The sequence below is a fragment of the Dictyobacter kobayashii genome (assembly GCF_003967555.1).
GTDB lineage: Bacteria > Chloroflexota > Ktedonobacteria > Ktedonobacterales > Ktedonobacteraceae > Dictyobacter > Dictyobacter kobayashii.
In genome coordinates, this window is record NZ_BIFS01000001.1 from 853,723 (window position 1) to 877,623 (window position 23,901).

Below are 23,901 nucleotides of genomic sequence, written 5' to 3' on the forward strand. Positions count from 1 at the left end.
GAAAAACTCCTTATTTTGGTTGTATTTCTTTAATTTCAGCTTTAAACATACGAATGACTTCGGTTACGACCGGATTACTCTCCGCATGCTGTCTGATGCTCTGCAAACGTGTTCCGTTATTTGCAGATGTCCTGGTAGTATTCTCTCTCACAACCTCACTTCTGGCAAGTGGTGGGACGATAGGCGCAGCCGGTTGAACTGGTGCGGCGGCCCGAGGTTCTGGCGGTGGTACCAGACGTATTGATTGCTGTGGCTCAGCGGCCGGGCTGGCTGGCCGTGCCTGTGGAGCGGGTGGCGTCGGTGGTGGCGCTGGCTTCTCAGTGCGTACAGATTGCTGTGGTGTTGGTGGTGGCACCGGCCTCTCAGTGCGCGCAGATTGCTGCGGTGCCGCTGCCTGCATAGTATTTATGGCCGGTGCCGCAGGCCGTGGAAAGGTGGGAATGGAAACATTCGCATTGGGCGGCAGCAGACGAATGTTACATTCAGTCTTTAACTCAACCTTAAGGGCCCAGCGAATAGCCTCATAGTAGCTATCATTCTGCAAGGTCTTATAATGGAAATCCATATTTGCTTTGCAAACGACAATGGGTAACTGGCTGGTACCTTCAACGCCCAGAACGACATAACCGCCCAGCAAGGCCGCTATCTTCGGACCATCAGTGCGCGTGCGTACCCGCCTACGTATCATCTCCCATTTCTCTTTTACATCTGACAGAGTCAGGGTTGGTGGATCATCAACCGCAGCAGCTTCGGGCGCCTCAATCTCTTCTGTTACTGGAGTAGGAGTAACTGGTACCACTGGTGTAACAACAGTTGGATTAGTAGGATGCGGTTCCGGTACCCGGGGCAATTCCTCTACTTCTTCAACTTTGGTTGCCCTCGGCGCGGATTGCACTGGTGCACTGGCTGTTGGCGGCTCAGCGGTTGGATCAGGTCTGGCTACCTCGGGCCTGGCTGGAGGCGTACGGTATTCCGCTACCGGCGCTGGCTCATACGTCGCTGGAGGCGAATCTGCCACACGTGGACGCGCCGTCTGGTTAGAGACCGTAGATGGACGGGCAGGAGCAGTAACGGATGGCGCGGTACTATGACCATTCTGGGCCCGACGATGTAATTCAACGCATGCCAAAAAAGCCAGTTCCAGGCCCAGTTGTGGTGTCCCCTGGCCCTTTTGCATCAATTCATTTTGCGCGAAGGCACGCGCGCACTCGGTCAATTCCTCTAAACCAAAATATTTGGCCGCCTGCTCAATCTCCTTGAGCTCATCCTCGGTACTGTCCAGAATATCAGCGATATTGGCACCTGCTTTAGACAACATCATCGCGCGCCAGAACTCGGCCACCTGCGTATTGATCTGTCGCAGATCAGCCCGGCTTCAGATAACTCATGGATCAGATGGAGGCCCCCGGCACTATCCAGTTCTGCGACATGAAGGATAAATTTCTGAATAGCTCGTGGATCAGCCACACCCAGCATAGCCTGAACCTGCTCCAGGGTAATAACATGGCCGCAGTAGGCAATGGCTTGGTCTAGTAAGCTCAACGCATCGCGCATACCACCGGCAGCGGCGCGCGCCATCAATTCGGCGGCCCCACCCTCCAGGTCGACCTTCTCTTCATGGGCCACAAATTGTAAGCGGCTCACCAACTGACGCAGGCTAAAGCGCTTAAAATCAAAGCGTTGACAGCGCGAGAGCACCGTTGGCAACATCTTATGCACATCGGTGGTCGCCATCACAAAGACAGCGTGGGCCGGTGGTTCTTCGAGGGTCTTCAACAAGGCATTAAAGGCTTCGGTCGTCAGCATATGTGCTTCGTCCAGAATGTAGACCTTGTATTTGCCAGTCGAGGGCGGCATCATAACTTTTTCGCGCAACTCACGAATACTATCGATACCGCGATTAGAGGCTGCATCAATTTCTAACACATTGAAAGTGCTGCCGTTGGTAATTTCACGGCATTGTTCGCATTGATTGCAGGGCTCACCATTTTGTGGATTGAGGCAATTGATGGTTTTAGCCAGGAGACGGGCCATACTCGTTTTGCCGGTACCCCTTGGGCCAGTGAAGAGATATGCATGAGCGAGATTGCCGCTGCTGAGTGCATTCTTGAGAGTACGAATAACAGGCTCTTGACCAACGAGATCGCCAAAGGTCTGAGAGCGCCATTTACGGTAGAGTGATTGTGAGGCCATATTCCTTACTCCCGCCTATGTGTCCTCATGACGGGGCCACGAGCCCACCCGCTGCCAGAAGAGTTGTAGATGATACGCTTGACATAGAAAACCGATTTTCTCCCGGTCCTGCCGGTTAGCGCAATCAGGAACCCCCACGTCACCCAGAGAGGTCCATTTACCGTTGCTTCCTCACGGACCTAGCGGAGTTCACAAACATCTGCCGCGCAGGACCCGATTACGCCAACCGACAGGACCGGAAGAAAATCGGTCCATCCCACCAGAAGGTTTTTTTCTTTTCCCTCGTGGGATGAACCCATTCTACATCTAATTGGAACAGTTGTCAAGAGATATAGCGGCCAATTAAGAGATTGTATTTCTCTTTAGCTTCAGCTGGAATCAAGGCGGGGGCGGTCATGATGGTTGAGGCCAGGGCATGCTCGCATGTGCATTCTTGCGCGTGGCGATCTGCTGGCAGTTTCTGCGCTACCTTTTGCAAAATACGCTTGGCATTCTCGATATTGGCGCTCAAGTTGCCGATCACCATATCCACTGACACGGTCTCTTCCGACTCATACCAGCAGTCGTAATCGGTGGCACAGGCGATGATGGCATAACATAACTCGGCTTCGCGGGCCAGTTTGGCCTCTGGTAAGGCCGTCATGCCGATAATATCCATCTCAAGCTTGCGGTAGACGTTGGACTCCGCTTTAGTTGAGAAGAGTGGCCCTTCCATACAGACATAGGTACCCCCCTGGTGCACTTTGACATCTCCCAGTTCACGCGCTGACTCAAGCAGCAGTGAGCTAAGCGTGGGGCAAAATGGCTCAGCGAAGGAACAGTGGACCACCACACCACCTTCATAGAAACTATTGACGCGGCTCTTGGTGCGATCAAAAAGTTGATCGGGAATGACCAGGTCACGTGGCGCAATATTCTCACGCAGGCTACCAACAGCGCTGACTGAGATTACCCACTCTACTCCCAGGCTTTTGAGGGCCCAGATGTTTGCACGTGAGGGCACTTCTGTCGGACTGAGGCGATGGCCGCGTCCATGCCGGGTAAGAATGCCATTGAGACACCCGAAACTTTACCAATGGTGATCACATCACTAGGATCTCCAAAGGGGGTTTGAATCCTGACCTCTTCTATCTCGGTCATGTTCTCCATGTGATAAAGTCCGCTACCGCCAATCACCCCAATCTTTGCCTGTGGCATAGAGAGTCCTCCTTAACTAATTTGGAACTTTGTAGCTCGCGTACGTTATGAGTCATCCCTAACTTTTGAAAAAGTTCCCAAAACTGGGGTGCAGGGGCCTCCCTGCCGGGGTGCGGGGTGTCCCCGCCCTGGCCTTTTCCCTCTCGCGCCGCCTGCGGCGGCGCGTAAAAAGAAAAAAGAGGTTTGGCGGGGACACCCCGCACCCCGGCAGGAGGGCTCGCCGCCCTCCTGCACCTCCCGCATTGGGAGCGCGAAACCCGTTTTTCGGATTTTTGAAAAATCCGGGATGACGCATAATAGATTTTTTAAGTGGCATATTTTCTGTATTAATATACCTACTTTTTGAGTGGTAAAGGTACGAAGACTATGCTTTGATGCGAATATACTGGCGCTTGCCGACTTTGAGGATGGCGCCATCGATGACATCCAGGGTATAGTTGGCATCGGAGATGCGCTCTGAATCACTGGATGCACCCTTCGGGAAGAGGGCGACCCCACCCTGCTTGATCAGCTCACGGGCTTTGTTATTACTGGCGGCCAGGCCAGCTTCTACGATTACCTCTACGATGTTCTTTGCACTATCCAGCTGATAATCAGGAATATCGGTGGGCAATTTGCGCTCAGAGAACTGGCGAATAAAGGCTTCCTGGGCCTCGGCAGCCTCGGCTGCATTGTGGAATTCCGTGACAATCTCACGTGCCATACGCAATTTTACATCACGAGGATTCAACGAGCCCTCAGACATCTTGCGATCAAATTCGTCCAATTCTTCATTTTCGACCTCGGTGAGGGCCTCAAAGTAGGAGCGCATGGTCTGATCGGGCAATGACATCAGTTTGCCAAACATATCTTTCGCTGGGGCCGTCATGGCGATATAGTTATCCAGCGATTTGCCCATTTTCTTCACGCCATCCAGACCAACAATCAAATTCATCGTCAAGATCTGCTGCGCCGCCTGGCCAAAGATCGGCTGCAGGTCACGACCGACCAGCAGGTTAAAGGTCTGGTCGGTACCACCCAGCTCTACATCTGAGCGCAACGCGACCGAATCATAGCCCTGCAGAAGTGGGTACATAAACTCCGATAGCGAGATTTCAATGCCGCTCTTGTAGCGTTTGGAGAAATCATCGCGCTCCAGCATCTGAGCCACGGTCTTGAAACCAAGCAGCTTAATCGCATCGCCAAGATTAAACTTGTCAAACCACTCCGTCTGGCGGTGAACCTCAGTCTGATCTTTATCAACGATTCTAAAGAACTGATCAAGGTAAGTGGCGGCATTGGCATTCACTTCTTCGGCAGTCAGGGCCTTACGAGCCTCCAGGCGACCACTGGGATCACCGAGGCGGGCGGTCCAATCGCCAATCACCACCACGGTCTTATGCCCTAGGCGCTGGAACTGTCGCAGCTTACGAAAAACTACGGCGTGTCCGATGGTCAAATCATAATGTGTCGGATCAACACCCAGTTTGACACGCAAAGGTTCGCCTTTATTGCCCTCTACCAATAGCCGGCGCAGGTCGGCTTCTTTCTCTACCAGTGAGACACCACGTGTTAATAGATGGTCGATCTCTTTCTTTGTAGGTGACTGCTTCAACACCAATCTTCATTCCTCCCAATATGCATATTTATTAAACTTCGCGACACTGTTACGGCGAAGTTTGTCTCCCCGGATCGCTTGTTAGCTGCATTGTAGCAGAATATAGGAATGTCGTCGAGAGTGTCCCCCTGGCAGGAAACTTGATAACAGGGCTATCAATCTTTCTAACAAACTTCTTACATTGCGCTTACGTTCCTCTAACAGAGAGTGGAGTATATTATCAACAGAAAGAAAAACACAGACATGAGGGAGGCGAGGACAGAGGACGAATGCAGAGGTACGCTGCTCTCGCCTCCTTTAGACCTAAAGGTACATGCATTCCTGTTCAAACACTTTATAAAAAAGCTAACATAGATAGTAAAAAAAGAAGGAGTACTTCAATGGCCGGTATTACACGCTACAATCCATTCAACGAAGCAGTTTCATTGCGCGAGGCGATGGATCGCCTATTTGAGGATAGTGTTATCTCCCCTCGCATGACCAATGGCAGCAGCCGCGGCGTAGCCGCCAACCTGTATGAGACAGCTGAGGGCTTCATTCTCCAGTTGCCTATGCCCGGCGTCAATGTTGAGAATGTTGAGATCACCGTCCAGCAAGATGTGGTACATCTGAAATGGGAGACCAAAGTGCAGGTACCAGAGGGCGCAACCGTCCACTGGCACGGCTTCCAGTCCGGTCGCTATCAGCAGTCCATCACTGTTCCGGCTGCCATCAACGCTGAGCGCGTCGAAGCCCATTATACCGATGGTATTCTGACCTGCAGCTGCCAAAGGCTGAGCATGCCAAAGCCCGCACAATCAAGGTCAATGCACGCTAAATCTGCTTGCCAGTAAGCATTATGATAAAAACGCCAGGAGGGACATATCTCTCCTGGCGTTTTTGTTTGATCAACATAGCTTCAGCAGCCTGCACCACTGCTTAAAAACAATGTACAATAGAGATAGCGGCAGATAAGATTGTCTATAGTGGTGGAGAGGTACCGAAATGAATAACCTGTTCCTTGAGCAACTGAGACGCGGCCCGGTGCTTTGTGATGGGGCAATGGGTACACTGTTATATGCTCGTGGTGTGAAATATGATCGTTGCTTTGATGAGTTGAATGTTACCCAGCCCGAGCTGATTCAGGGTATCCATAGCGAATATTTGAGCGCGGGGGCACAGGTCATTGAGACGAATACCTTCGGTGCTAACCGGGTGAAACTGGCGGAACATGGACTGGAACAACAGGTACGCGAGCTGAATTACCGGGCGGCCCGTATCGCGCTGGAGGCCCGTGAGGTTTCTGGCCAGCCAGCTTTTGTGGCAGGCGCGCTAGGACCCACAGGCCGACCACTCCAGGCTCCTGACGAACAGCGCCTCAAGGAGCTGCGAGCAATCTTTCGCCAGCAGATCGAAGCTTTACAAGAAGGTGGCGTGGAACTCCTGATCCTTGAAACATTCTCGAATCTCTCTGAGCTGCGCCAGGCCGTACTGGCCGCCAAGGAGGTTGGAGGGTTACCGATCGTAGCCCAGATGAGCTTTTATGAAGATGCCCATACCCTCTCCGGACAATCAGCGACACGTGTAGCCACCGTGCTTAATGATCTGGGAGTCGATGTCATCGGTGCAAACTGTAGCGTGGGTCCCGCAGCCACATTAGATGTACTGAATGAGATGATCACAGCCATCCAGGATGCATCCGAGACAGGATCAAGGACGCTACCATTCTTTTCAGCCCAGCCCAATGCTGGCTTGCCGCAACGTATCGAGAACCGCTTCTTCTATGTCTCCACCCCTGATTACTTTGCCGACTACGCGCTAAAATTCGCTGCGGCTGGCGTACAGTTAATCGGCGGCTGCTGCGGCACAACGCCACGCCATATTGAAGCTATGAATCAGGCCCTGGCAAAACATTATGGGACCAGCAATCGCTTTGCGACCCTTCCATTAACCACACCAACGGCTGCGGGTCATTCTCCTGCCATTATAAATGGTCATGCAGTGGTAACACAGTTGATCGAGGAAGAGACCTTGCTGCCGCAAGAGGGAACAAAGACCCGTCTGCAGGAAAAGTTAGCGGCTGGGGAGTATGTCATCAGTATTGAGTTGGACCCACCGAAGGGATTAAATCCTACCAAACTACTGGCGGGGGCTGCCCTGTTACAACAGGCCGGCGCGGACTTTATCAATATCGCCGATAGTCCTCTGGCCCGCGTGCGTATGAGTTGCATCGCGCTGGCACGGTTGATACAGGATCACCTGGGCATTGAGACCATTATTCACTACACCACGCGCGACCGCAATCTGATGGCACTGCAATCTGAGTTACTGGGAGCGCATGCACTGGGCATCCGTAACGTGCTGGCTCTGACGGGAGATCCCTTGCGCGTCGGTGACTACCCAATACCACTGGCGTCTGGGATGTCGATTCAGTGGGCTTGATTCAGATTATTCGCGGCTTCACCGCAGGTCACGACGCCGCCGGTTCCTCTATAGGTGCCAAGGCATCCTTCCATATTGGTTGTGCCCTCAATTTAAATATGACCGACGAAGAGACTGATCGCGAGATCGAGAAGTATCAGCGCAAAATCGAGGCGGGCGCGGATTTTATCATGACGCAGCCAATTTATGAACTGGCACCCCTGGAACGATTTCTCAGCAGGGCAGGCAAGCCCCCGGTCCCCATGCTCCTTGGGTATGTGATGCTACACAATTCCAAACATGCTGAATATCTACATAATGAGGTGCCCGGTATTACAATCCCTGAAGAGGTTCGTAACCGTCTTCGGGCGGCCGGAGAGCACGGCAATGAAGAAGGCTTGAGGATAGCACAGGAACTGCTCGCAGAGGCCTATACACATATTCAGGGAGTTTATCTACTGCCATCTTATCGCCGCTATGACATTGTCAGCGAGCTGATCAAGACGTTGCGCGCCCAGCAGCTCGCTTAAAGGTAGAATTTACAGCCAGCTTTGTTCGCTGGCCTGCGCTATTACGCAGGCATAGAATGCACCCTGGATACCAGTATGATAATATTTGCTCAGACTACCTGAGAGGACACGTAAAGCTGTACCATGCAAGTTTTTTCGATGACTATAAGCAGACATACGTAGCAGGCAAGCAGCAGCCAGGGCATTCTCGGTCAGCGGCTGCTCCCGCAGGGCCAGGCGTCCAATGGCCTCAGGATCAGCGAGGTAATCATAAAACAGCCCGCTCTGAGGATCTAATAATTCCTGGCAGGTAAAATGCATCAGTGCAATTGCGGTCTCTAGATGTTTTTTGGAACCAGACATAGCATAAGCATCCAGGAGTGCCTGCACCATCCAGACCTGGTCAGCCAACTGGCCAGCCAGATAGGCTTGATCACCCATAACATAGTGAAACATATAACCATCGCGATGCATGAGGTGAGTACACAGATAATCCAATGCTTGTAGGGCCTGGGCCCCCAGGGTTGCATCTTCCAATACCTGAGCTGCCAGGAGGTAAGAAGAGATCATATGGGCATTACTGGCGGTATAGACGGTGTGATCCACCTGTGGCGGGGTACGCGAGGCGCGCGAATATAGTCCAGGCTCATAGTAGTCTTCGTCCGCACATTGGCTACCGCCAAATGCCCCACTTCTGGCAACCAGAGGGTAGTGTTGAGATAGGCAATTAACTGCCTGGCCAATTCAATCCATTGTCGATCACCAGAAGACTGGGCCGCCAATATCAATAACCGCAGCATGGCCGCATTTTCATCCAACATCTTCTCTGTATGCGGCATACTCCAATCACTGGTAGCGGAATAACGGAAGAAGCCACCTTCCTCATTGTCCCAGAGCCCACCATCACGCATCTGCACCAGCGAATAGCGCACCATCTCATAATCGCCGGGTTGGTTGCTTAAAAGTAAAAGCTCAAGGGCATCAGGGTGTGGAAATTTTAAGTGGGGATGGATGGTAAAGCCACCCTGTTCATGATCGTATAGATCGCGCAGAATATTAGCGGCCGCCGCTGGTAAATCTTGCAACGCTAGCTGCTCTTCTGGCAACAATGTGAGTGCCCTCTTAGCAGATAAGGTCTGGGTCAACGCACGTGTATGGCGTTGATACTGCAGATCTTGCACCTGCTCAGCGATATCATAACGATGCTCGGCATAATAACGCCGAATATAGCCAAGATAATACAACAACGTTGTGGCCGGTACATACGTGCCGCCCCAGAGAATCTCTCCCTCTCCAGAGAGGAGCAATACACTGGGCCAGCCGTTCTGATTATAACGCTGGTTAATGTCGGGTCGTAGATCGCTATCAACCCGAATTGGAATATAGCCCGCATTAAGTACATCAATTACACGAGGCTCTGAAAGTGTCGTTTCATCCATCAGATGACATCCCTGACACCACAGAGAAGAGATCAATAAGAAGATGGGCTTATCCATCTGGATAGCTTCTTCAAACGCAGCTTTTCCCCAGGCCCTCCAATGAATCTTGTAGGCCTGGTTAGGATGAGCAGAATAGCGGAATACCTCAGGCACGGGAGCAAATGACCACGAATTGTTGGCGATCACATTGCCGCTCATAGAAGAGCCTCCTTCGTGTCAAGCCTGTTTTGTAAAGTGGAGTTGAAATGAGAAGATGGGCATACCTCTTACAATAAAATCCGTTCGGCTTCAAGTATACCATAAAAACATGCACTGCCACTACTTGAACACACGAAATATCAGTATACACAAAGATGATAAAATTGGCGGCTTATTCCTTTATAAAAAGAACTGCCATGCCGATCTAGTATTCAGAAACTATACATTCTAACCTTATTGCTCACTTGCAAAGCTGGTTTGCAAGTAGTATACTTGTACAGTCCGTTTATGGCAGATATTTCGTGCTGGGCAAAATTAGCCGTAAGTGTAATATCATCCATAGACAGAGTATCTCATTGTTGAAGGCAACTACCAATTAGTAATTCAAGAAGAGGAGAATAGCCCTATTAATAAGGATTTTCGGGGGAACAACGACCGTTCAAGAGAGACACGTGTGAACGAACGCATTCGTACACGTGAAGTACGCTTAATCGATGAAAATGGCGAGATGCTGGGAGTGATGCCTCCAATACGCGCACTCGATATTGCCCGCGACCGGAACCTGGATCTGGTCGAGGTTTCGCCACACGCAATGCCACCAGTCTGTAAGCTGATGGACTACGGTCGCTATAAATACGAGCAGGCCAAGAAGGAAAACGAGGCCCGCAAAAATCAGAAAACCATCACACTCAAAGAAATTCGCATGCGTCCACGTACCGACGACCATGATGTAGAAGTTAAAACACGCAAAATCCAAGAGTTTTTAGCTGATGGTGATAAAGTAAAGGTCAGTGTACAGTTCCGTGGACCTGATATGCGCCATCCCGATATTGGGCGTAAGTTGCTAGATGGTATAGCGGAAGAACTGAAAGGTATAGCGACAATCGAACGCTCCCCGGCAATGGAAGGTCGTTTGATGTCGATGATCGTCTCCCGCGCACCTGGCTGGGAACCACCAAAGAAACAGGCGGCTTCCGCTGCAGAGAAGAATAAAAGTGCACAAGCAGAGACTGCGGATGAGCAGGAGCCTGTTGCGCCAGAAGCTACTGCGGCAACTGAGACACCCAGTGGGCCACAGGAACAGTAGTTATTCACCTCACATGCACCGCATCCTATGTCGATGGCTCGTAGGTTGCTCAACAGTGGATCACAAAAATAAAAAGCAAAAGATGGTATAGTTCGTAGGGACTATACCATCTTTTTTACCTGTTTACCCCTGCTTTTATTTGACTTTTAAGAAAACGACATCTAAGATAGAACTAAACATTCAGGTATATAGGGAACATAGTAAAATATATAAGCGCACTCAAAGCAACGGTGCCTTAGGAGGCAATTGGTGAGCAGATACGATGACCCCCGCTGGTATGAACAGCAGCCACAGAATGATCAAACGACGTCGCCACAATCACAGCAAAATCCCGATGATTTTGATCATTATCCTTTTCTTCCATCGCAGGATGCGAATAACGTTCACCCTTATCAACAAGGAGCCGTAACCTATCCTCCACAACATGAGGCACCAACCACACATCGACTACAACATATGATTGGGCGCATCCTTGCCCTTGTAGCCCTTGTGGTGGTGGCCTTCTTCGGTGGCTGGTTTGGGCATCAGTACTTTGGCGAAGCCTATTTCAACCAGAATGATCCCTCTCAGGCATACTCCGCCTTATTCCAGCAGGCCTGGAACAAAATCGATCAAAATTATGTGGATCGCAAAGCTGTCAATTATCAGAAGATGTCGTATGCTGCGATCAATGCAATGATTGCGACTTTAGGTGATAAAGGGCATACACGTTTTATGGACCCCCAGGCCACTCAGGCTGAGAATCAGCAATTGAGCGGCAAGTTCACAGGCGTTGGCATTTATTTAAGCCAGGATAAAACCAGTGGTAAATTGATTGTAACCTCACCAATTCCAGGTTCTCCAGCTGAAAAAGCTGGCCTTAAACATGGTGATGTCATCATCGCGGTCGATGGCAAGAGTACCGCAGGCAAGGATACAGCCGGTGTAAGCACCATGATTCAAGGCAAAGTTGGCACGAGCGTTAATATTACGGTTCAGCGGGCTGGAGAAGCACAACCGCGCACGTTCAAATTGACGCGCTCAGAAATCAATGTTCCAAATGTGATCATGCATTATATCCCGGAGACCCATACAGTACATATCCAGGTTGTTCAGTTCGCGGACGGCGTATCGGGACAGGTCAAGGATCAGCTTGCTAAAGCAAAAAGTATGGGTGCAACCAATATTATCCTGGACTTGCGAGACAATCCAGGCGGTTTCTTAAATGAAGCAGTCAATATGACCAGTCTGTTTGTGAAGAGTGGCCATGTGTTGCTACAACAGGATAGCAGCGGTAAGCGTACTCCGATAGATGTTACGGGTAATCCAGTCGATACGACATCCCGCATGGTTGTGCTGGTCAATGCCAATTCGGCCAGTGCGGCAGAAATTGTGGCCGGCGCACTGAAAGAGAATGGGCGCGCAACCGTCATTGGTGAGCGTACATATGGAACCGGCACCGTACTGCAACCCTTCAACCTTTCAGATGGTTCACAATTGCTTATTGGAACGCAGGAATGGTTGACGCCTCAGGGGCATTTTATTCGCAATACGGGAGATCAACACAATGGAGGTATCACCCCAAATATTGAGGTCAAACTTCCAGCAACCGGCACTATTGTGACACCTAATGATGAAAATGCGGCGAATATGAACGCCCAGCAAATACTAAAAAGTCAGGATAATCAACTCATTAAGGCGCTTGAGTACTTACAGGGAAATAAATAAGTCACGTATAAGCTACGAGGCCGCTGCTTGCCTAGATCGCGAGCAGCGGTCCTCCTTTTATGGCATCATTACAGCGTACACACTCATTATCGGCACAATGGGTAATCTCAGGCTGCTCCTGGATCGCATCCACCGCCAACTGTAACGCCTCACCTGCGGCATATACTTGCCAGAGACTCTGGCCTACTTTGAGCTTTTGTTGCGCTGTCACCAGGACCGGCTCCAGGCGACCAAATCCCTCTGAGCAACTGCCAACCTCAACCAGCATGGGTTGCCGATCAGGGCCATTGGCACAACGACGGAATAATTCACGCCCTGCGACCTGCTCTGCATAATGTAAAAAAGTCATGCGTTCCAGACCAACGCCCATCAAGATAATCGAGCCATGCATCAAGGTCAAAGTATGGAGGGGCGCATAGACATCGAGCGGGTCCTGTCCATCAATCAAGGTCTCAGCCAGTGGTCCCAGCGCGGCAAATGAGTTTAAAGGATGATTGCCCCGTACACGCTGGGGGTGCTCAACTATATACTGGGGGATAAGCCCCATGGTAATATTTATCTCCCGCGAAGCAGGGGTATACACCTCGTTACCGCCCATATGGAAGCGAGAGGAGAGCTGATCATAACGTATACCATTGCGTACAGGCCGCATCTCGGGACGATCAGGGGAGCCACGGCGTAAGCGGCATCCGAAAAAGTAGGGACCAGCACGGTACACCCCTCAGCCAGCAGACCGGACACAATGGTCTCAGGACCATGCTCTATCGGGCCAAATGAGCGTAAGGAGGAATGCACACAAATGGGCATCCCTGACAAACTCAGTATCTCTATCGCCTGGCGAATATCTTTGATGGTTACAGTCATGCTTCTGTTCCCGCCGCAGCCCTGGCCGCTTGATAATATTTGCTGGTAGGAGGATGATCCAGGTAAGGGGCAATATAACGTGTGGCCTCCACTACCTTTGCCAGGTCTACACCCGTCTCAATACCCATACCATCCAGCATATAGAGTAGATCTTCTGTCGCCAGATTGCCAGCCGCGCCTGGTGCATAAGGACAGCCACCCAGGCCACCAGCGGAAGCATCAATGGTAGTAATACCCATCTGCAGGGACATCAGCACATTGGCCAGCGCGGTACCACGCGTGTCATGAAAATGCACACCAATCTGTTCTAACTCCACCCCTGAATGGATCACCAGCTCCAGGACCTGCGCGACCTGCAGTGGATTGGCCACGCCAATGGTATCACCCAGCGAGATCTCGGCTACTCCCATATCCAATAATTCTCTGGCCACGGTAACGACACGCTGCGGATCCACCTGGCCTTCATAGGGACAGCCAAAAACGGTTGAGATATAGCCGCGTACAGGGATAGACTCCTGCCGGGCCAGGTCCAGGACAGGCCGGAAATTGGCCAGGCTCTCGGCGATGCTGGCGTTGATATTATGGCGAGTAAAACTTTCGCTGGCAGCAGTGAAGACAGCAATGGAGCGCACCCTGAGGCCAGGGCGCGCTCCATCCCTTTAAGATTGGGAACCAGTACGGGATATTCAACTGCTGGCAGGCGCTGCAAAGCCGTCATCACAGTGGCGGCATCGCTCAACTGTGGAATGGCCCGTGGACTGACAAACGAAGTGGCCTCCACCACCGGGAGGCCAGCCTCTGCTAGCAGGTGAATAAATTGAATCTTCTGCTCAGTCGGAATCTGGACCTTTTCGTTTTGTAGACCATCACGCGGCCCTACCTCAACGATCCTAACTGACGCTGGCAATGTGGCGATAGCTGGAAGCATATATTACGCACCTTTGTATTCGAAACGGGATGGCTGTTCGGTCAGCATTCCCTTATCTTCCACCGTATCCGCGGACTGCTGCTCATCCTCTGCCGGTGCAGGTAACAACAGCAGACTTGACTCCTCTTCCTGGTGGCGTGCCACACGTATCTTGAGGATACGGCGACCCCGCGTGGCCAGAACTGTCAGGGTCATATTTTCAAATGAGATCGTGTCTCCCACTCCTGGAATCTTATCCAACTGCGCATAGACAAAGCCGCCCAGCGTCTCGTAGTCGCTATCGTCCATGTGGGTGCCCATCAACTCATTGAAATCATAGATGCTCATCTTGGCGTCGATGATATATTCATTTTCATTGACAACCTCAACCAGTTTCTCTTCATGGTCATATTCGTCCTGAATATCTCCCACGATCTCTTCCATCAAATCTTCGATAGTGACCAGTCCAGCAACCGAGCCATATTCATCGATCACCATGGCCATGTGGGTTCGGCTCTGACGCAGTTCGCGCAAGAGATCATCCAGTTTCTTGGTCTCTGGCACACAATAGGCGCTACGTACTAGATTGTGGACTGGCAGTGAACCATGATTCTCACGCAACTGACGCAGCATATCCTTGGTATAGAGGATACCCAGGATGTCATCTACGCCCACGGAAGCTTCGTAGACCGGGATACGCGAGAACCCACCTTGCATGGCCAGGTCTACCGCCTGGTTAACCGTGGCAGTGCTGGGCAGGCTCACCATGTCAATACGCGGAACCATCACTTCACGTACGGTGGTATCCGCGAATTCAAAGATGCTGCGAATCATCTCGGTCTCTTCTTCTTCAAGCACACCCTCTTCTTCACCCACCGTGACCAGCAGGCGTAGCTCATCTTCTGTAATGAAAGGCCCCGATGCTTCATGTGGCCACCCAGAAGCCGTACCAGACCTGCTGTCACAGCACTGAGTATCCAGACGATTGGCCGTAACACCCAGGCAGTGGCACGCACAGGATCAATGAAGAAACGCGCCCAGCGCAGCGGATTTTGTACCGCGGCCGTCTTGGGTGAGATTTCACAGAAGATCAACACAATCAGTGAAGTAGCAACAGAAGAAATCACTTCGCCAAAGGAGGCGGAGAAGAAGCGCAGCGTTAAGACTGTCGCCATACTAGACGCCACAACCACAGCAACGCTGTTTACGATCAGAATCGTCGAGAGGAAAACATTTGGTTCAGCTAACAAACGCTCAATTTTGAGCATCTGTTTATCACCTTCCTCGACCAGGTTTTTCAGCTTAATGCGATTGACCGAGGTAAAGGCTGTTTCAGCGGCTGAAGCCAATGCACAGAGCACTAACATTACCAGCATAATGATCAGCTGGAGCCAGGCCTGTGCATCGAATTGTGAAACATGAAAATTGATATTGGCGGCTAAGCTCGATAAGCCAGGGCCGTCCATATGAGCACCTATTCCTTTTTGCCACCATCCGCCGCTTCATCTTCCAATGAAGGCAACGTACGCACATGTCGTGCTGGAACACCATACACTAACGCGTGGGGTGGAACGTCTTTATTAACTAACGAGCTGGCCCCGGTCATGGCGTGTTCACCAACGGTTACAGGGGCACAAACACGGTATCACACCCGATAAAGGCACCATCACCAATAGTGGTATGATATTTTTCTTTGGTGAGTCCGTTATAGTTGGAGGTAATCGTGCCGGCACCAATGTTGACATGTTCGCCAACGGTTGCATCACCTACATAACTAAAATGATGGACATCTGTCTCAGCGCCAATGTACGAATTTTTGACTTCTCCAAAGTTACCCATACGTACACCACGGGCCAGGTGTGCACCCGGTCGGCAGTGGCTGAATGGGCCCATACTCACCTCATCTTCTAATACGGATTCTTCCAGTGCCGAGTTACGAATAACACAGCGCTCTCCGATTGAAGATTGATAAATAGTAGTCCCCGGGCCAATGCGGCACCATGATCCAATGGTAGTCTTTCCGGTGATCATCGTCCCTGGTAAAACAACGGTATCGGTCCCAATGGAGACTTCTTCATCGATATAGGTCGAGGCTGGATCGATAATGGTTACGCCGGCATACATATGCCTTTCAAGGATACGCCGCCGCATCACTTGCTCGGCCTCGGCCAGCTGCACGCGATTATTTACACCCAGTGTCTCATCCAATGAGCCACGCACGGTCGCAATGCGACGCTCTTGCACCCCCGCGACGGCAATAAGATCGGTCAAATAATATTCACCACTGGCATTGCGCGGCAGGGCGTGCAGAGATTCCCAGAGCCATGCCCGCTCAAAACAGTAGACGCCAGAATTTACTTCTGTAATCTGCAGTTGCTCAGGTGTGGCGCGCTTGACCTCTACAATTTCCCGCACATCTCCATGGCTATCACGTACGACACGCCCATAATCAGAAGAAGGATCAGCATCGGCGGTCAGAAATGTTACGGTCGCCTGCTGGGAAAGATGTTCAGCCAGCACACTGGCCAGCATCTCACTTCTTACCAGCGGCGTATCACCATAACAAACAAGCACAGTATCGGGTAAAGGCGCAAGTGCGTCAACGGCCTCCTGAGCCGCCAGGACAGCGTGACCAGTACCTAACTGCTCATGCTGCATCGCATACTGACAGCGCTCTCCAAAAGCGGATAAAATCTGTTCTGCCTCATGTCCCAAAACCACAATAGGACGCTGTGTTGCAACACTTTCGCGCCAGGGAGCAAATACAGAGGTAGAGGGGATCGCCTCAACAGATTTCAGCACATGTGACAATAGCGGCTGGCCAGCCAATGGATGAAGGAGTTTTGACAACGTTGAACGCATCCGCGTACCTTTGCCTGCTGCAAGGACTACGGTCGCATATGTATTCATAGTTTGTTTTGCAAACCCTTTATATTCTTTAATATGTATTACCTGGAGGATACATGAGAAACGGATCGCCATTCGCCCATGTAGATCAGCTTAATTCCTAATTTTACACATGTATAGTACACGAAATGGCACCCGCTGTCAACATAATATTGCGCTTGCCGACCTGTCCCTTGACGCTTGCTGAGCAGAGTGATATGCTCATTTACAGCGCAATGATGCGCAATAGTTACAACAAAAATCCTATTCTATCATCGTTGTTGAGAGGATATAGATACTATGGCTGTCATCGAAACCCATGTAGATCGTCATAGCCCAGATTTTGTGGAAAATAGCGCCTATTTTCAGCGACTTATCGAGCAACTAAACCTCAATATCCAGCAAGTCCAGCAAGGTGGGGGCGCGGATGCCATCGCGAAACATCGCAAGCGCAACAAATTGCTGGCCCGTGAGCGTATTCAACTACTCTGCGATCCCAACACCCCGTTTTTAGAGTTCAGTCCACTGGCAGCCTGGGATATGTATAATAACGATGCTCCAGCCGCGGGTATTGTCACTGGCATTGGCCTGGTTGAAGGTCAAGAATGTGTGATCGTAGCTAATGATGCGACGGTCAAAGGTGGTACATATTATCCTGAAACGGTCAAAAAACATCTACGTGCACAGGAAATCGCGCAACAAAACCACCTTCCCTGTATCTACCTGGTCGATTCTGGTGGCGCTTTTCTACCTCTACAGGCCGAGGTGTTCCCCGATCGAGACCACTTTGGGCGCATCTTTTATAATCAGGCCCGTATGTCCAGTCTGCGCATTCCACAGATTGCGGCGGTGATGGGTTCCTGCACCGCCGGGGAGCCTATGTTCCGGCAATGAGCGATGAGACAGTCATTGTGCGTGGCAATGGTACTATCTTTCTGGGCGGCCCACCGCTGGTCAAAGCCGCAACCGGAGAGGAGGTCAGCGCGGAAGAACTGGGAGGCGCCGATGTGCATAGCCGCACGTCGGGGGTAACCGACCATTACGCTCTCAACGATGAACATGCGCTGGCTATCTGCCGCAGTATCGTATCACACCTTAATCGCCGCAAATATGTGCCCTGGGATATTCGCCCGGTAATCGAGCCGCGCTATGACAACAATGATCTGCTCGGTATTGTGCCAGCTGATAATCGTCGCAGCTACGATGTACGGGAGGTCATCGCTCGCCTGGTGGATGGCAGCGATTTCCATGAGTTTAAAGCTCTGTATGGCACCACCCTCGTTTGCGGGTTTGCGCGCTTGATGGGCTTTCCCGTCGGCATCATCGCCAATAATGGCATCCTCTTCTCCGAGAGTGCCTTGAAGGCCACCCACTTTATTGAGCTCTGTGTACAACGCCAGACGCCTTTGATCTTCTTACAAAACATTACCGGCTTTATGGTTGGACGCCAGTATGAAAATGGTGGTATCGCCAAAGATGGTGCAAAAATGGTGATGGCCGTCGCCAATGCAGCGGTTCCTAAGTTCACTGTGATTATGGGGGGCTCTTTCGGCGCTGGCAACTATGGCATGTGTGGACGTGCCTACTCACCACATCAACTCTGGATGTGGCCGAATGCCCGTATCTCTGTGATGGGAGGGCAACAGGCTGCTACGGTGCTGGCAACGGTACGCAAAGAAGGATTGGCCGCGCGTGGGAAAAGCATGAGCCAGGAAGAAGAGGCGAGCTTTATGCAACCTATCCTGGACAAATATGAGGAAGAGGGCAATCCCTATTATAGTACCGCCCGCCTCTGGGATGATGGTATCATCGATCCGCGCGATACACGCACCGTCCTTGGATTGGGCATCGCCGCTGCGCTCAATGCTCCTATGCCCGAGACGCCATTCGGCGTGTTTAGAATGTAAGCTGTATCCTCAAAATTGGCTGTTACCAGGTATCAGAATATCTCTTCTGTTCCGTGTATCAGTTGAGGGCAGGAGTAGTCATTTCTTGACCTGAGATAGACATGCTCTTCTTTAAGTAGAAAAATCTTGTCACGAGGGGTACAGCAGAGGTTATGCAACAAATTATTGTCTGGAAGCAGGGATCGTTGCTGGTCGATTGCTCACGTGAGCAACTGCATGATGCGCTACAAGATCCTCAGGCTATTAGCTGGCTCGATATTCAATCTGACAATCATCTAGAAAAATATACAGACTTACTGACAGAAGAATTTCATTTGCAACCATTAACAATTGAAAAAATCCAGGAAGAGAAAGAGCGCGCTAAATTACTCAGTCAGCATAATTACTTTTACCTGGTCGTCCATGGATTAGAATTTGATAGCGAGAATATAGAGGCCGGCACACCGAAACTTGATATCGTTTTTAGTAAAAATTTTCTGATCACGGTCCATCCTACTCGGCTAGCCTGGCTGGAAGAGCTACACCAGACTATCAGTGCAGATCAATCAGAGGATTGCGTAATAGGACAAGGGATCCCCTACCTGCTTCACGAGATCCTGGATACGCTGGTCGATAGCTATTTTCCAGTACTAGACGATATTGATGACCTGGTTGATGAGTTAGAAAATGCCACCGTTGAGCAGAGTAACAATGAGACGCAGAAGCGTATCTTTAGTATGAAACGGGTCCTGGCACAAATGCGCCGCGTCATCAGCCCTCAGGTCGAGGTTTCAAACTCATTGATCACACGCACGGGAGATACGATTCCGACAGAGGTTGAACCCTACTTTGCTGATGTCCATGATCACTTGATACGTACCTTTGAGGTACTCGATTCATATCGTGATCTGATGAGTGGCCTATTGGATGTGTATTTAACGACCGTGGCCAATCGTCAAAATGAGATCATGAAACAGCTGGCATTGATCTCAACCATCTTCTTACCAATCACCTTTGTAACAGGTGTCTTTGGACAAAATTTTGGACACTCGCCGCAGGTTGAGGCTGATAAGGGTTTCAACTTCTGGTTTGTATTACTGTTTATGGCACTGGTAACAGTAGGGCAGATCTGGTATTTCCGTTATCGTAAATGGATTTAAACTTCAATTTAAGAAGGAGAGGGAATGGCCGAGAAGTATCAACAATTGAAGGTTGATTATCGCTCTGGGAATAAGATCGCTGTGGTCACCTTGCAGCGCTCCCAGGTACGCAATGCACTCAATGCACAGTTAATCCAGGAGCTAACAGCGGTCTTTACCGAGCTGAGCATTGATGAACAATTGCATGCAGTGATCCTGACCGGTGAGGGCAAGGCTTTTTGTGCCGGGGCCGATATCAATATGATGCGTGAAGCGATAGCTTACACGGCAGAGCAAAATATCGAGGATGCGTTGCGACTCTCAGATATGCTGCATGCGATCAATACCTTTCCCTGTCCAGTCATCGCGCGTGTCAATGGTGATGCACTGGGAGGTGGAGTGGGACTGCTCGCTGTCTGCGATATTGTCATTGCGACTGAAGGTGCCCGCCTGGCTTTCAGTGAAGTAAAACTTGGCATTGCACCCGCCGTTATTTCGCCTTATGTCTTGCGAAAAATCGGTGAAAACATGGCCCGCGTCCTGTTTGTCACCGGTGAGCGTTTTAGCGCGACCCGCGCCCATGAAATCGGGCTGGTACACTCTGTCGTGCCTGCTGAGCACCTGGACGATGCCGTCTCGCGTGCTGTAAATGAATTGATCAGTGGAGGCCCTCAGGCCATTCGTGCTTGCAAAGCCCTCGCCCTACAGGTCAGCCAGATGAACACAGAAAATGCCCGCCGCTATACGGCTGAAACAATTGCTCATCTGCGCGTCGGTCCAGAGGGGCAGGAGGGATTGCAAGCCTTCCTGGAAAAACGGCCTCCCCATTGGTTAGGTTGATGAGGAACTATGTTCAAGAAAATTCTAATTGCCAATCGAGGTGAGATTGCTGTTCGGATCATGGCGACCTGCCGTGAGATGGGCATCCGCAGCGTTGCGGTCTATTCTGAGGCAGATCAAGGCGCCCAACATGTACTGTACGCCGATGAGGCTTATTTGATTGGACCTGCATCAGCCAGCCAGAGCTATCTGAATGTGACGGCCATCCTGGAGGTGGCCAGGCGCAGTGGCGCGGAAGCGATCCATCCTGGCTACGGCTTCCTGTCCGAAAATGCGGACTTTGCTGAGGCCTGCGAACAGGCGGGTATCATCTTTATCGGCCCTTCGGCCAGCGCGATGCGCTTGATGGGCTCAAAGATTGCCGCCAAACAACTGGCCCGACAGGTCGATGCTCCCACGGTGCCTGGATATAGTGGAGAGAGCCAGGACACACAGGTGCTCCTACAAGAAGCCCTGCGCATTGGTTTTCCCCTGCTTATCAAAGCATCAGCAGGTGGAGGAGGCAAAGGAATGCGCGTCGTACGACAGGCCGAGGAGTTTCCAGAGCAACTGGCAGGCGCCAGGCGCGAGGCCCAGGCTGCCTTTGGCGATGGGACCGTCTTTCTTGAACGCTATCTACAACAACCACGCCACATTGAGATCCAGATTCTGGCCGATACGCACGGTAACGTTATTCACCTGGGTGAGCGCGAATGCTCTATCCAGCGCCGCCATCAAAAGATCATTGAGGAGAGCCCGTCGGTGGCGCTCTCACCAACCTTGCGCTCGGAAATGGGGCACGTGGCAATTCGCATCGCGCAGGCTGCCCATTATGTCAATGCAGGTACGCTGGAATTTATGCTTGACACCGACTCACATTTCTATTTTCTAGAAATGAACACCCGGCTGCAGGTGGAACATCCAGTCACAGAACTGGTGACCGGCCTGGACCTGGTGCGGCAACAGATCCTCGTCGCGGCTGGCGAAGCCCTGACTTTAACCCAGGCAGACATCACACCTCGTGGGCATGCCATCGAGGCACGCCTGTATGCTGAAGATCCACAACAACAGTTCTTACCTTCGACCGGGACGATCACGTCCTTTATCAAACCCCAGGGACCAGGCATCCGGCTCGATAGTGGGATTGCGCCGGGCGATGAGGTGACTCAGTATTATGATCCGATGCTCGCCAAGCTGATTGTTTATGGCGAAGATCGTTCAGCGGCTATTGCTCGCTTGCAGTCGGCCTTAGAACAATGTGCCATCTTTGGCGTTACCACGAATATTTCACTCTTGCATCGCATCAGCATCCAGCCAGCTTTCTATCGCGGCGAGACCACAACCAGTTTCCTGGAACTCCATGGCCTGCTCACAAAAGAGAATGGCGATGAGCAACCTCAACTCCCTGCTACAATTCTTATGGCAGCAGCGATCACCGATCTGCAACATGAGGTAGCAGAGCAGCCATTCCCACCCACCACGCCTACCAGCAATACCTATCAGCAACACAATCCATGGCAAAAGCTGGGTCCGTGGCGTATCGCAGGTGGTCAACGAACGCTCACCTATATCTATGGAGAGCAAGAATACCAGGTAGCAATCCAACCACTCGCTTCAGGTCAGGATAACTGGCGCATCAGTATTGACCAGGCAGCAGCACAGGATGTGACAAGCATCCGTGGCAACGACCAGCATCTTGTCTTGCGCTCCCAGGATGGTCAGCAAGCAGTCGTAGTACAGGCTGGCAACACAGCAATACAGATTGCCCTGGCAGGACAAAGCTATAAACTGCACAGGCGACAGCCAGTGGAGGTTGATAGCGCCGCCCATGGAACAAGTGGACAACACAAGCAAAAAAGCCTGACCGCCCTATGGCTGGTACCATTGTCAAAGTTCAGGCCCAGGATGGTGATATAGTAGAAGCGCACCAGGTATTAGTTATCCTTGGCGCCATGAAAATGGAACATGCTATTACCGCACCCTATGCGGGCAAGATCCAACGTATCCACTATACAGAAGGTGCTGTGGTGCAGGGCGGGGCCGTCATTGTCGAGATGGAAGAAGAAAGCTGAACAGTAAAACCGGCTTGTCTATCATCCAGGCCTGCGTCCGGGAGCAGCATCGATCTCAATCGATCATCCTATAGCGCGAAAGGACAGATAGATATGCAGGTAGGTTTTATCGGTATCGGAGTTATGGGACGTCCCATGGCACTTAATCTGCTCAAAGCAGGTCATGATGTCGCCATCTATGCGCGTCATCCCGAGAAAGCAGAGGTCCAGGAAGTCCTACAAGCGGGTGCTAAGCAAGCGCCATCACCACGAGCGGTGGCGATGGCCTCTGAGATCGTGATCACGATGGTTCCAAACTCCCCGCAGGTTGAAGAGGTGGTTGCGGGCCCCGGTGGTATTTTAGAAGGGGCGCGCAGAGGCTTAATTATTGTAGATATGAGTACGATCGCGCCATCCGTCACCCGCGCCCTATCTGAGAAAGCTGCGGCCAAAGGTGTCCATTTCCTGGATGCCCCCGTCAGCGGAGGCTCACAGGGAGCAGTCAACGGGACCCTCTCAATTATGGTTGGAGGAGAAAAAGAAAGCTTTGAGAGAGCACTGCCCGTGTTAGAAGCGATGGGCAAAAAAGAGAATATTATCCATGTAGGTCCCAGCGGTTCGGGTGAAGTTGTCAAACTGATCAATAATATGCTCGTCGGCACTATCGCAGCCGCTACGGCCGAAGCGCTGGTGCTGGGTGTTAAAGCCGGAGCCGACGTCGCTACCATGGCGAAAATCATTGGCATCAGTACCGGCGCTAGCTGGCAGCTCGCCAACCAGTTTCCTTTACGCGCCTTCAATGGTAGCTTCAAGCCCGGCTTTATGACCGACCTGCTGCATAAAGACCTGGGACTGGCCCTCGATCTGGCCGCTGAAAACCAGACATCCGCGGAAATGACCGCCCTGGCCCGCCAGCTCTATGAGCAGACCCAGGCCGCCGGTCACGGTAAAGACGACTATACCTCGCTGCTGCAAGTCCTTGAGGAAAAAGCAGGTGTCGAGGTGCGCACCAAATAATTACT

At 51.4% G+C, this 23,901-nt stretch carries 20 protein-coding genes, 1 other RNA gene and 3 pseudogenes; 11 read left to right on the forward strand and 13 right to left on the reverse strand.

What is annotated here, in order from left to right:
- Positions 1–10: 10 nt before the first annotated feature.
- From EL645_RS03770 to tyrS, 5 genes and pseudogenes are all read right to left on the reverse strand, one after another.
- The gene (locus EL645_RS03770) at positions 11–1,342 is read right to left on the reverse strand and encodes a hypothetical protein (RefSeq protein ID WP_126548791.1); all 1,332 of its coding nucleotides are present in this window, start codon (positions 1,340–1,342) and stop codon (positions 11–13) included.
- Positions 1,318–2,193, reverse strand: coding sequence for a DNA polymerase III subunit gamma/tau (gene dnaX, locus EL645_RS03775; RefSeq protein ID WP_126548792.1), 876 nt, complete (start codon positions 2,191–2,193; stop codon positions 1,318–1,320). The genes EL645_RS03770 and dnaX overlap by 25 nt, the downstream gene beginning before the upstream one ends.
- A gap of 119 nt (positions 2,194–2,312) precedes the next feature.
- An RNA gene (gene ffs, locus EL645_RS03780) (signal recognition particle sRNA small type) lies at positions 2,313–2,412 on the reverse strand.
- A 103-nt stretch (positions 2,413–2,515) separates the two neighbouring features.
- Positions 2,516–3,390: pseudogene (gene mtnP / locus EL645_RS03785) on the reverse strand (S-methyl-5'-thioadenosine phosphorylase).
- A gap of 364 nt (positions 3,391–3,754) precedes the next feature.
- Positions 3,755–4,984: a tyrosine--tRNA ligase gene (gene tyrS, locus EL645_RS03790; protein WP_371865718.1), complete on the reverse strand. Its 1,230-nt coding sequence runs from the start codon at positions 4,982–4,984 to the stop codon at positions 3,755–3,757.
- Positions 4,985–5,367: 383 nt separating this feature from the next.
- On the opposite strand from tyrS, the gene EL645_RS03795 reads away from it, so the two are divergent.
- The 3 genes from EL645_RS03795 (at position 5,368) to EL645_RS43875 (ending at position 7,917) form a co-directional block, all read left to right on the forward strand.
- Complete coding sequence (locus EL645_RS03795) at positions 5,368–5,820, forward strand: Hsp20/alpha crystallin family protein (RefSeq protein WP_161977086.1); 453 nt, start codon at positions 5,368–5,370, stop codon at positions 5,818–5,820.
- Positions 5,821–5,971: 151 nt separating this feature from the next.
- A complete protein-coding gene (locus EL645_RS03800) occupies positions 5,972–7,408 on the forward strand; it encodes a bifunctional homocysteine S-methyltransferase/methylenetetrahydrofolate reductase (RefSeq protein ID WP_218031713.1) in 1,437 nt (478 codons plus the stop codon).
- Positions 7,399–7,917 (forward strand): methylenetetrahydrofolate reductase, encoded by a 519-nt coding sequence (locus EL645_RS43875; RefSeq protein WP_218031714.1) that lies wholly within the window; start codon positions 7,399–7,401, stop codon positions 7,915–7,917. The genes EL645_RS03800 and EL645_RS43875 overlap by 10 nt, the downstream gene beginning before the upstream one ends.
- A 9-nt stretch (positions 7,918–7,926) precedes the next feature.
- Here EL645_RS43875 and EL645_RS03805 read toward each other — a convergent pair whose 3' ends face one another.
- Both EL645_RS03805 and EL645_RS03810 read right to left on the reverse strand, forming a co-directional pair.
- Complete coding sequence (locus EL645_RS03805) at positions 7,927–8,466, reverse strand: YyaL domain-containing protein (RefSeq protein WP_136625160.1); 540 nt, start codon at positions 8,464–8,466, stop codon at positions 7,927–7,929.
- On the reverse strand, positions 8,463–9,533 hold the full coding sequence (locus EL645_RS03810; RefSeq protein WP_126548795.1) for a DUF255 domain-containing protein: 1,071 nt from the start codon (positions 9,531–9,533) through the stop codon (positions 8,463–8,465). The genes EL645_RS03805 and EL645_RS03810 overlap by 4 nt, the downstream gene beginning before the upstream one ends.
- A 454-nt stretch (positions 9,534–9,987) precedes the next feature.
- Between EL645_RS03810 and infC the strand changes: the two genes are divergently transcribed.
- On the forward strand, positions 9,988–10,620 hold the full coding sequence (gene infC, locus EL645_RS03815; protein ID WP_246035270.1) for a translation initiation factor IF-3: 633 nt from the start codon (positions 9,988–9,990) through the stop codon (positions 10,618–10,620).
- Between the two features lie 249 nt (positions 10,621–10,869).
- The gene (locus tag EL645_RS03820) at positions 10,870–12,327 is read left to right on the forward strand and encodes a S41 family peptidase (RefSeq protein ID WP_126548797.1); all 1,458 of its coding nucleotides are present in this window, start codon (positions 10,870–10,872) and stop codon (positions 12,325–12,327) included.
- 31 nt (positions 12,328–12,358) lie between these two features.
- On the opposite strand, the gene EL645_RS03825 is transcribed toward EL645_RS03820, so the two are convergent.
- The 6 genes and pseudogenes from EL645_RS03825 to glmU form a co-directional block, all read right to left on the reverse strand.
- Positions 12,359–13,045, reverse strand: coding sequence for an AAC(3) family N-acetyltransferase (locus EL645_RS03825; RefSeq protein WP_246035271.1), 687 nt, complete (start codon positions 13,043–13,045; stop codon positions 12,359–12,361).
- Between the two features lie 142 nt (positions 13,046–13,187).
- Complete coding sequence (locus tag EL645_RS03835; RefSeq protein ID WP_281276259.1) at positions 13,188–13,823, reverse strand: hydroxymethylglutaryl-CoA lyase; 636 nt, start codon at positions 13,821–13,823, stop codon at positions 13,188–13,190.
- Between the two features lie 65 nt (positions 13,824–13,888).
- Positions 13,889–14,119: pseudogene (locus EL645_RS43880) on the reverse strand (hydroxymethylglutaryl-CoA lyase-like TIM-barrel protein); the annotation flags it as partial.
- Between the two features lie 3 nt (positions 14,120–14,122).
- Positions 14,123–14,956, reverse strand: a complete 834-nt coding sequence (locus EL645_RS03840) for a hemolysin family protein (RefSeq protein WP_136625161.1) — start codon at positions 14,954–14,956, stop codon at positions 14,123–14,125.
- A complete protein-coding gene (locus EL645_RS03845) occupies positions 14,929–15,564 on the reverse strand; it encodes a CNNM domain-containing protein (RefSeq protein WP_126548801.1) in 636 nt (211 codons plus the stop codon). Before EL645_RS03845 ends, EL645_RS03840 begins: the two co-directional genes overlap by 28 nt.
- Positions 15,565–15,721: 157 nt before the next feature.
- On the reverse strand, positions 15,722–17,008 hold the full coding sequence (gene glmU, locus EL645_RS03850; protein WP_218031715.1) for a bifunctional UDP-N-acetylglucosamine diphosphorylase/glucosamine-1-phosphate N-acetyltransferase GlmU: 1,287 nt from the start codon (positions 17,006–17,008) through the stop codon (positions 15,722–15,724).
- A 276-nt stretch (positions 17,009–17,284) separates the two neighbouring features.
- On the opposite strand from glmU, the pseudogene EL645_RS03855 reads away from it, so the two are divergent.
- From EL645_RS03855 to EL645_RS03880, 6 genes and pseudogenes are all read left to right on the forward strand, one after another.
- Positions 17,285–18,891: pseudogene (locus tag EL645_RS03855) on the forward strand (carboxyl transferase domain-containing protein).
- A 152-nt stretch (positions 18,892–19,043) separates the two neighbouring features.
- On the forward strand, positions 19,044–20,030 hold the full coding sequence (gene corA, locus EL645_RS03860; protein ID WP_126548802.1) for a magnesium/cobalt transporter CorA: 987 nt from the start codon (positions 19,044–19,046) through the stop codon (positions 20,028–20,030).
- A gap of 24 nt (positions 20,031–20,054) precedes the next feature.
- Positions 20,055–20,849, forward strand: a complete 795-nt coding sequence (locus EL645_RS03865) for an enoyl-CoA hydratase/isomerase family protein (RefSeq protein WP_126548803.1) — start codon at positions 20,055–20,057, stop codon at positions 20,847–20,849.
- A 9-nt stretch (positions 20,850–20,858) separates the two neighbouring features.
- On the forward strand, positions 20,859–22,745 hold the full coding sequence (locus EL645_RS03870) for an acetyl-CoA carboxylase biotin carboxylase subunit (protein WP_126548804.1): 1,887 nt from the start codon (positions 20,859–20,861) through the stop codon (positions 22,743–22,745).
- On the forward strand, positions 22,700–22,900 hold the full coding sequence (locus EL645_RS40625; RefSeq protein ID WP_126548805.1) for a biotin/lipoyl-containing protein: 201 nt from the start codon (positions 22,700–22,702) through the stop codon (positions 22,898–22,900). The genes EL645_RS03870 and EL645_RS40625 overlap by 46 nt, the downstream gene beginning before the upstream one ends.
- Before the next feature lie 93 nt (positions 22,901–22,993).
- On the forward strand, positions 22,994–23,896 hold the full coding sequence (locus EL645_RS03880; RefSeq protein ID WP_126548806.1) for an NAD(P)-dependent oxidoreductase: 903 nt from the start codon (positions 22,994–22,996) through the stop codon (positions 23,894–23,896).
- Positions 23,897–23,901 lie beyond the last annotated feature (5 nt).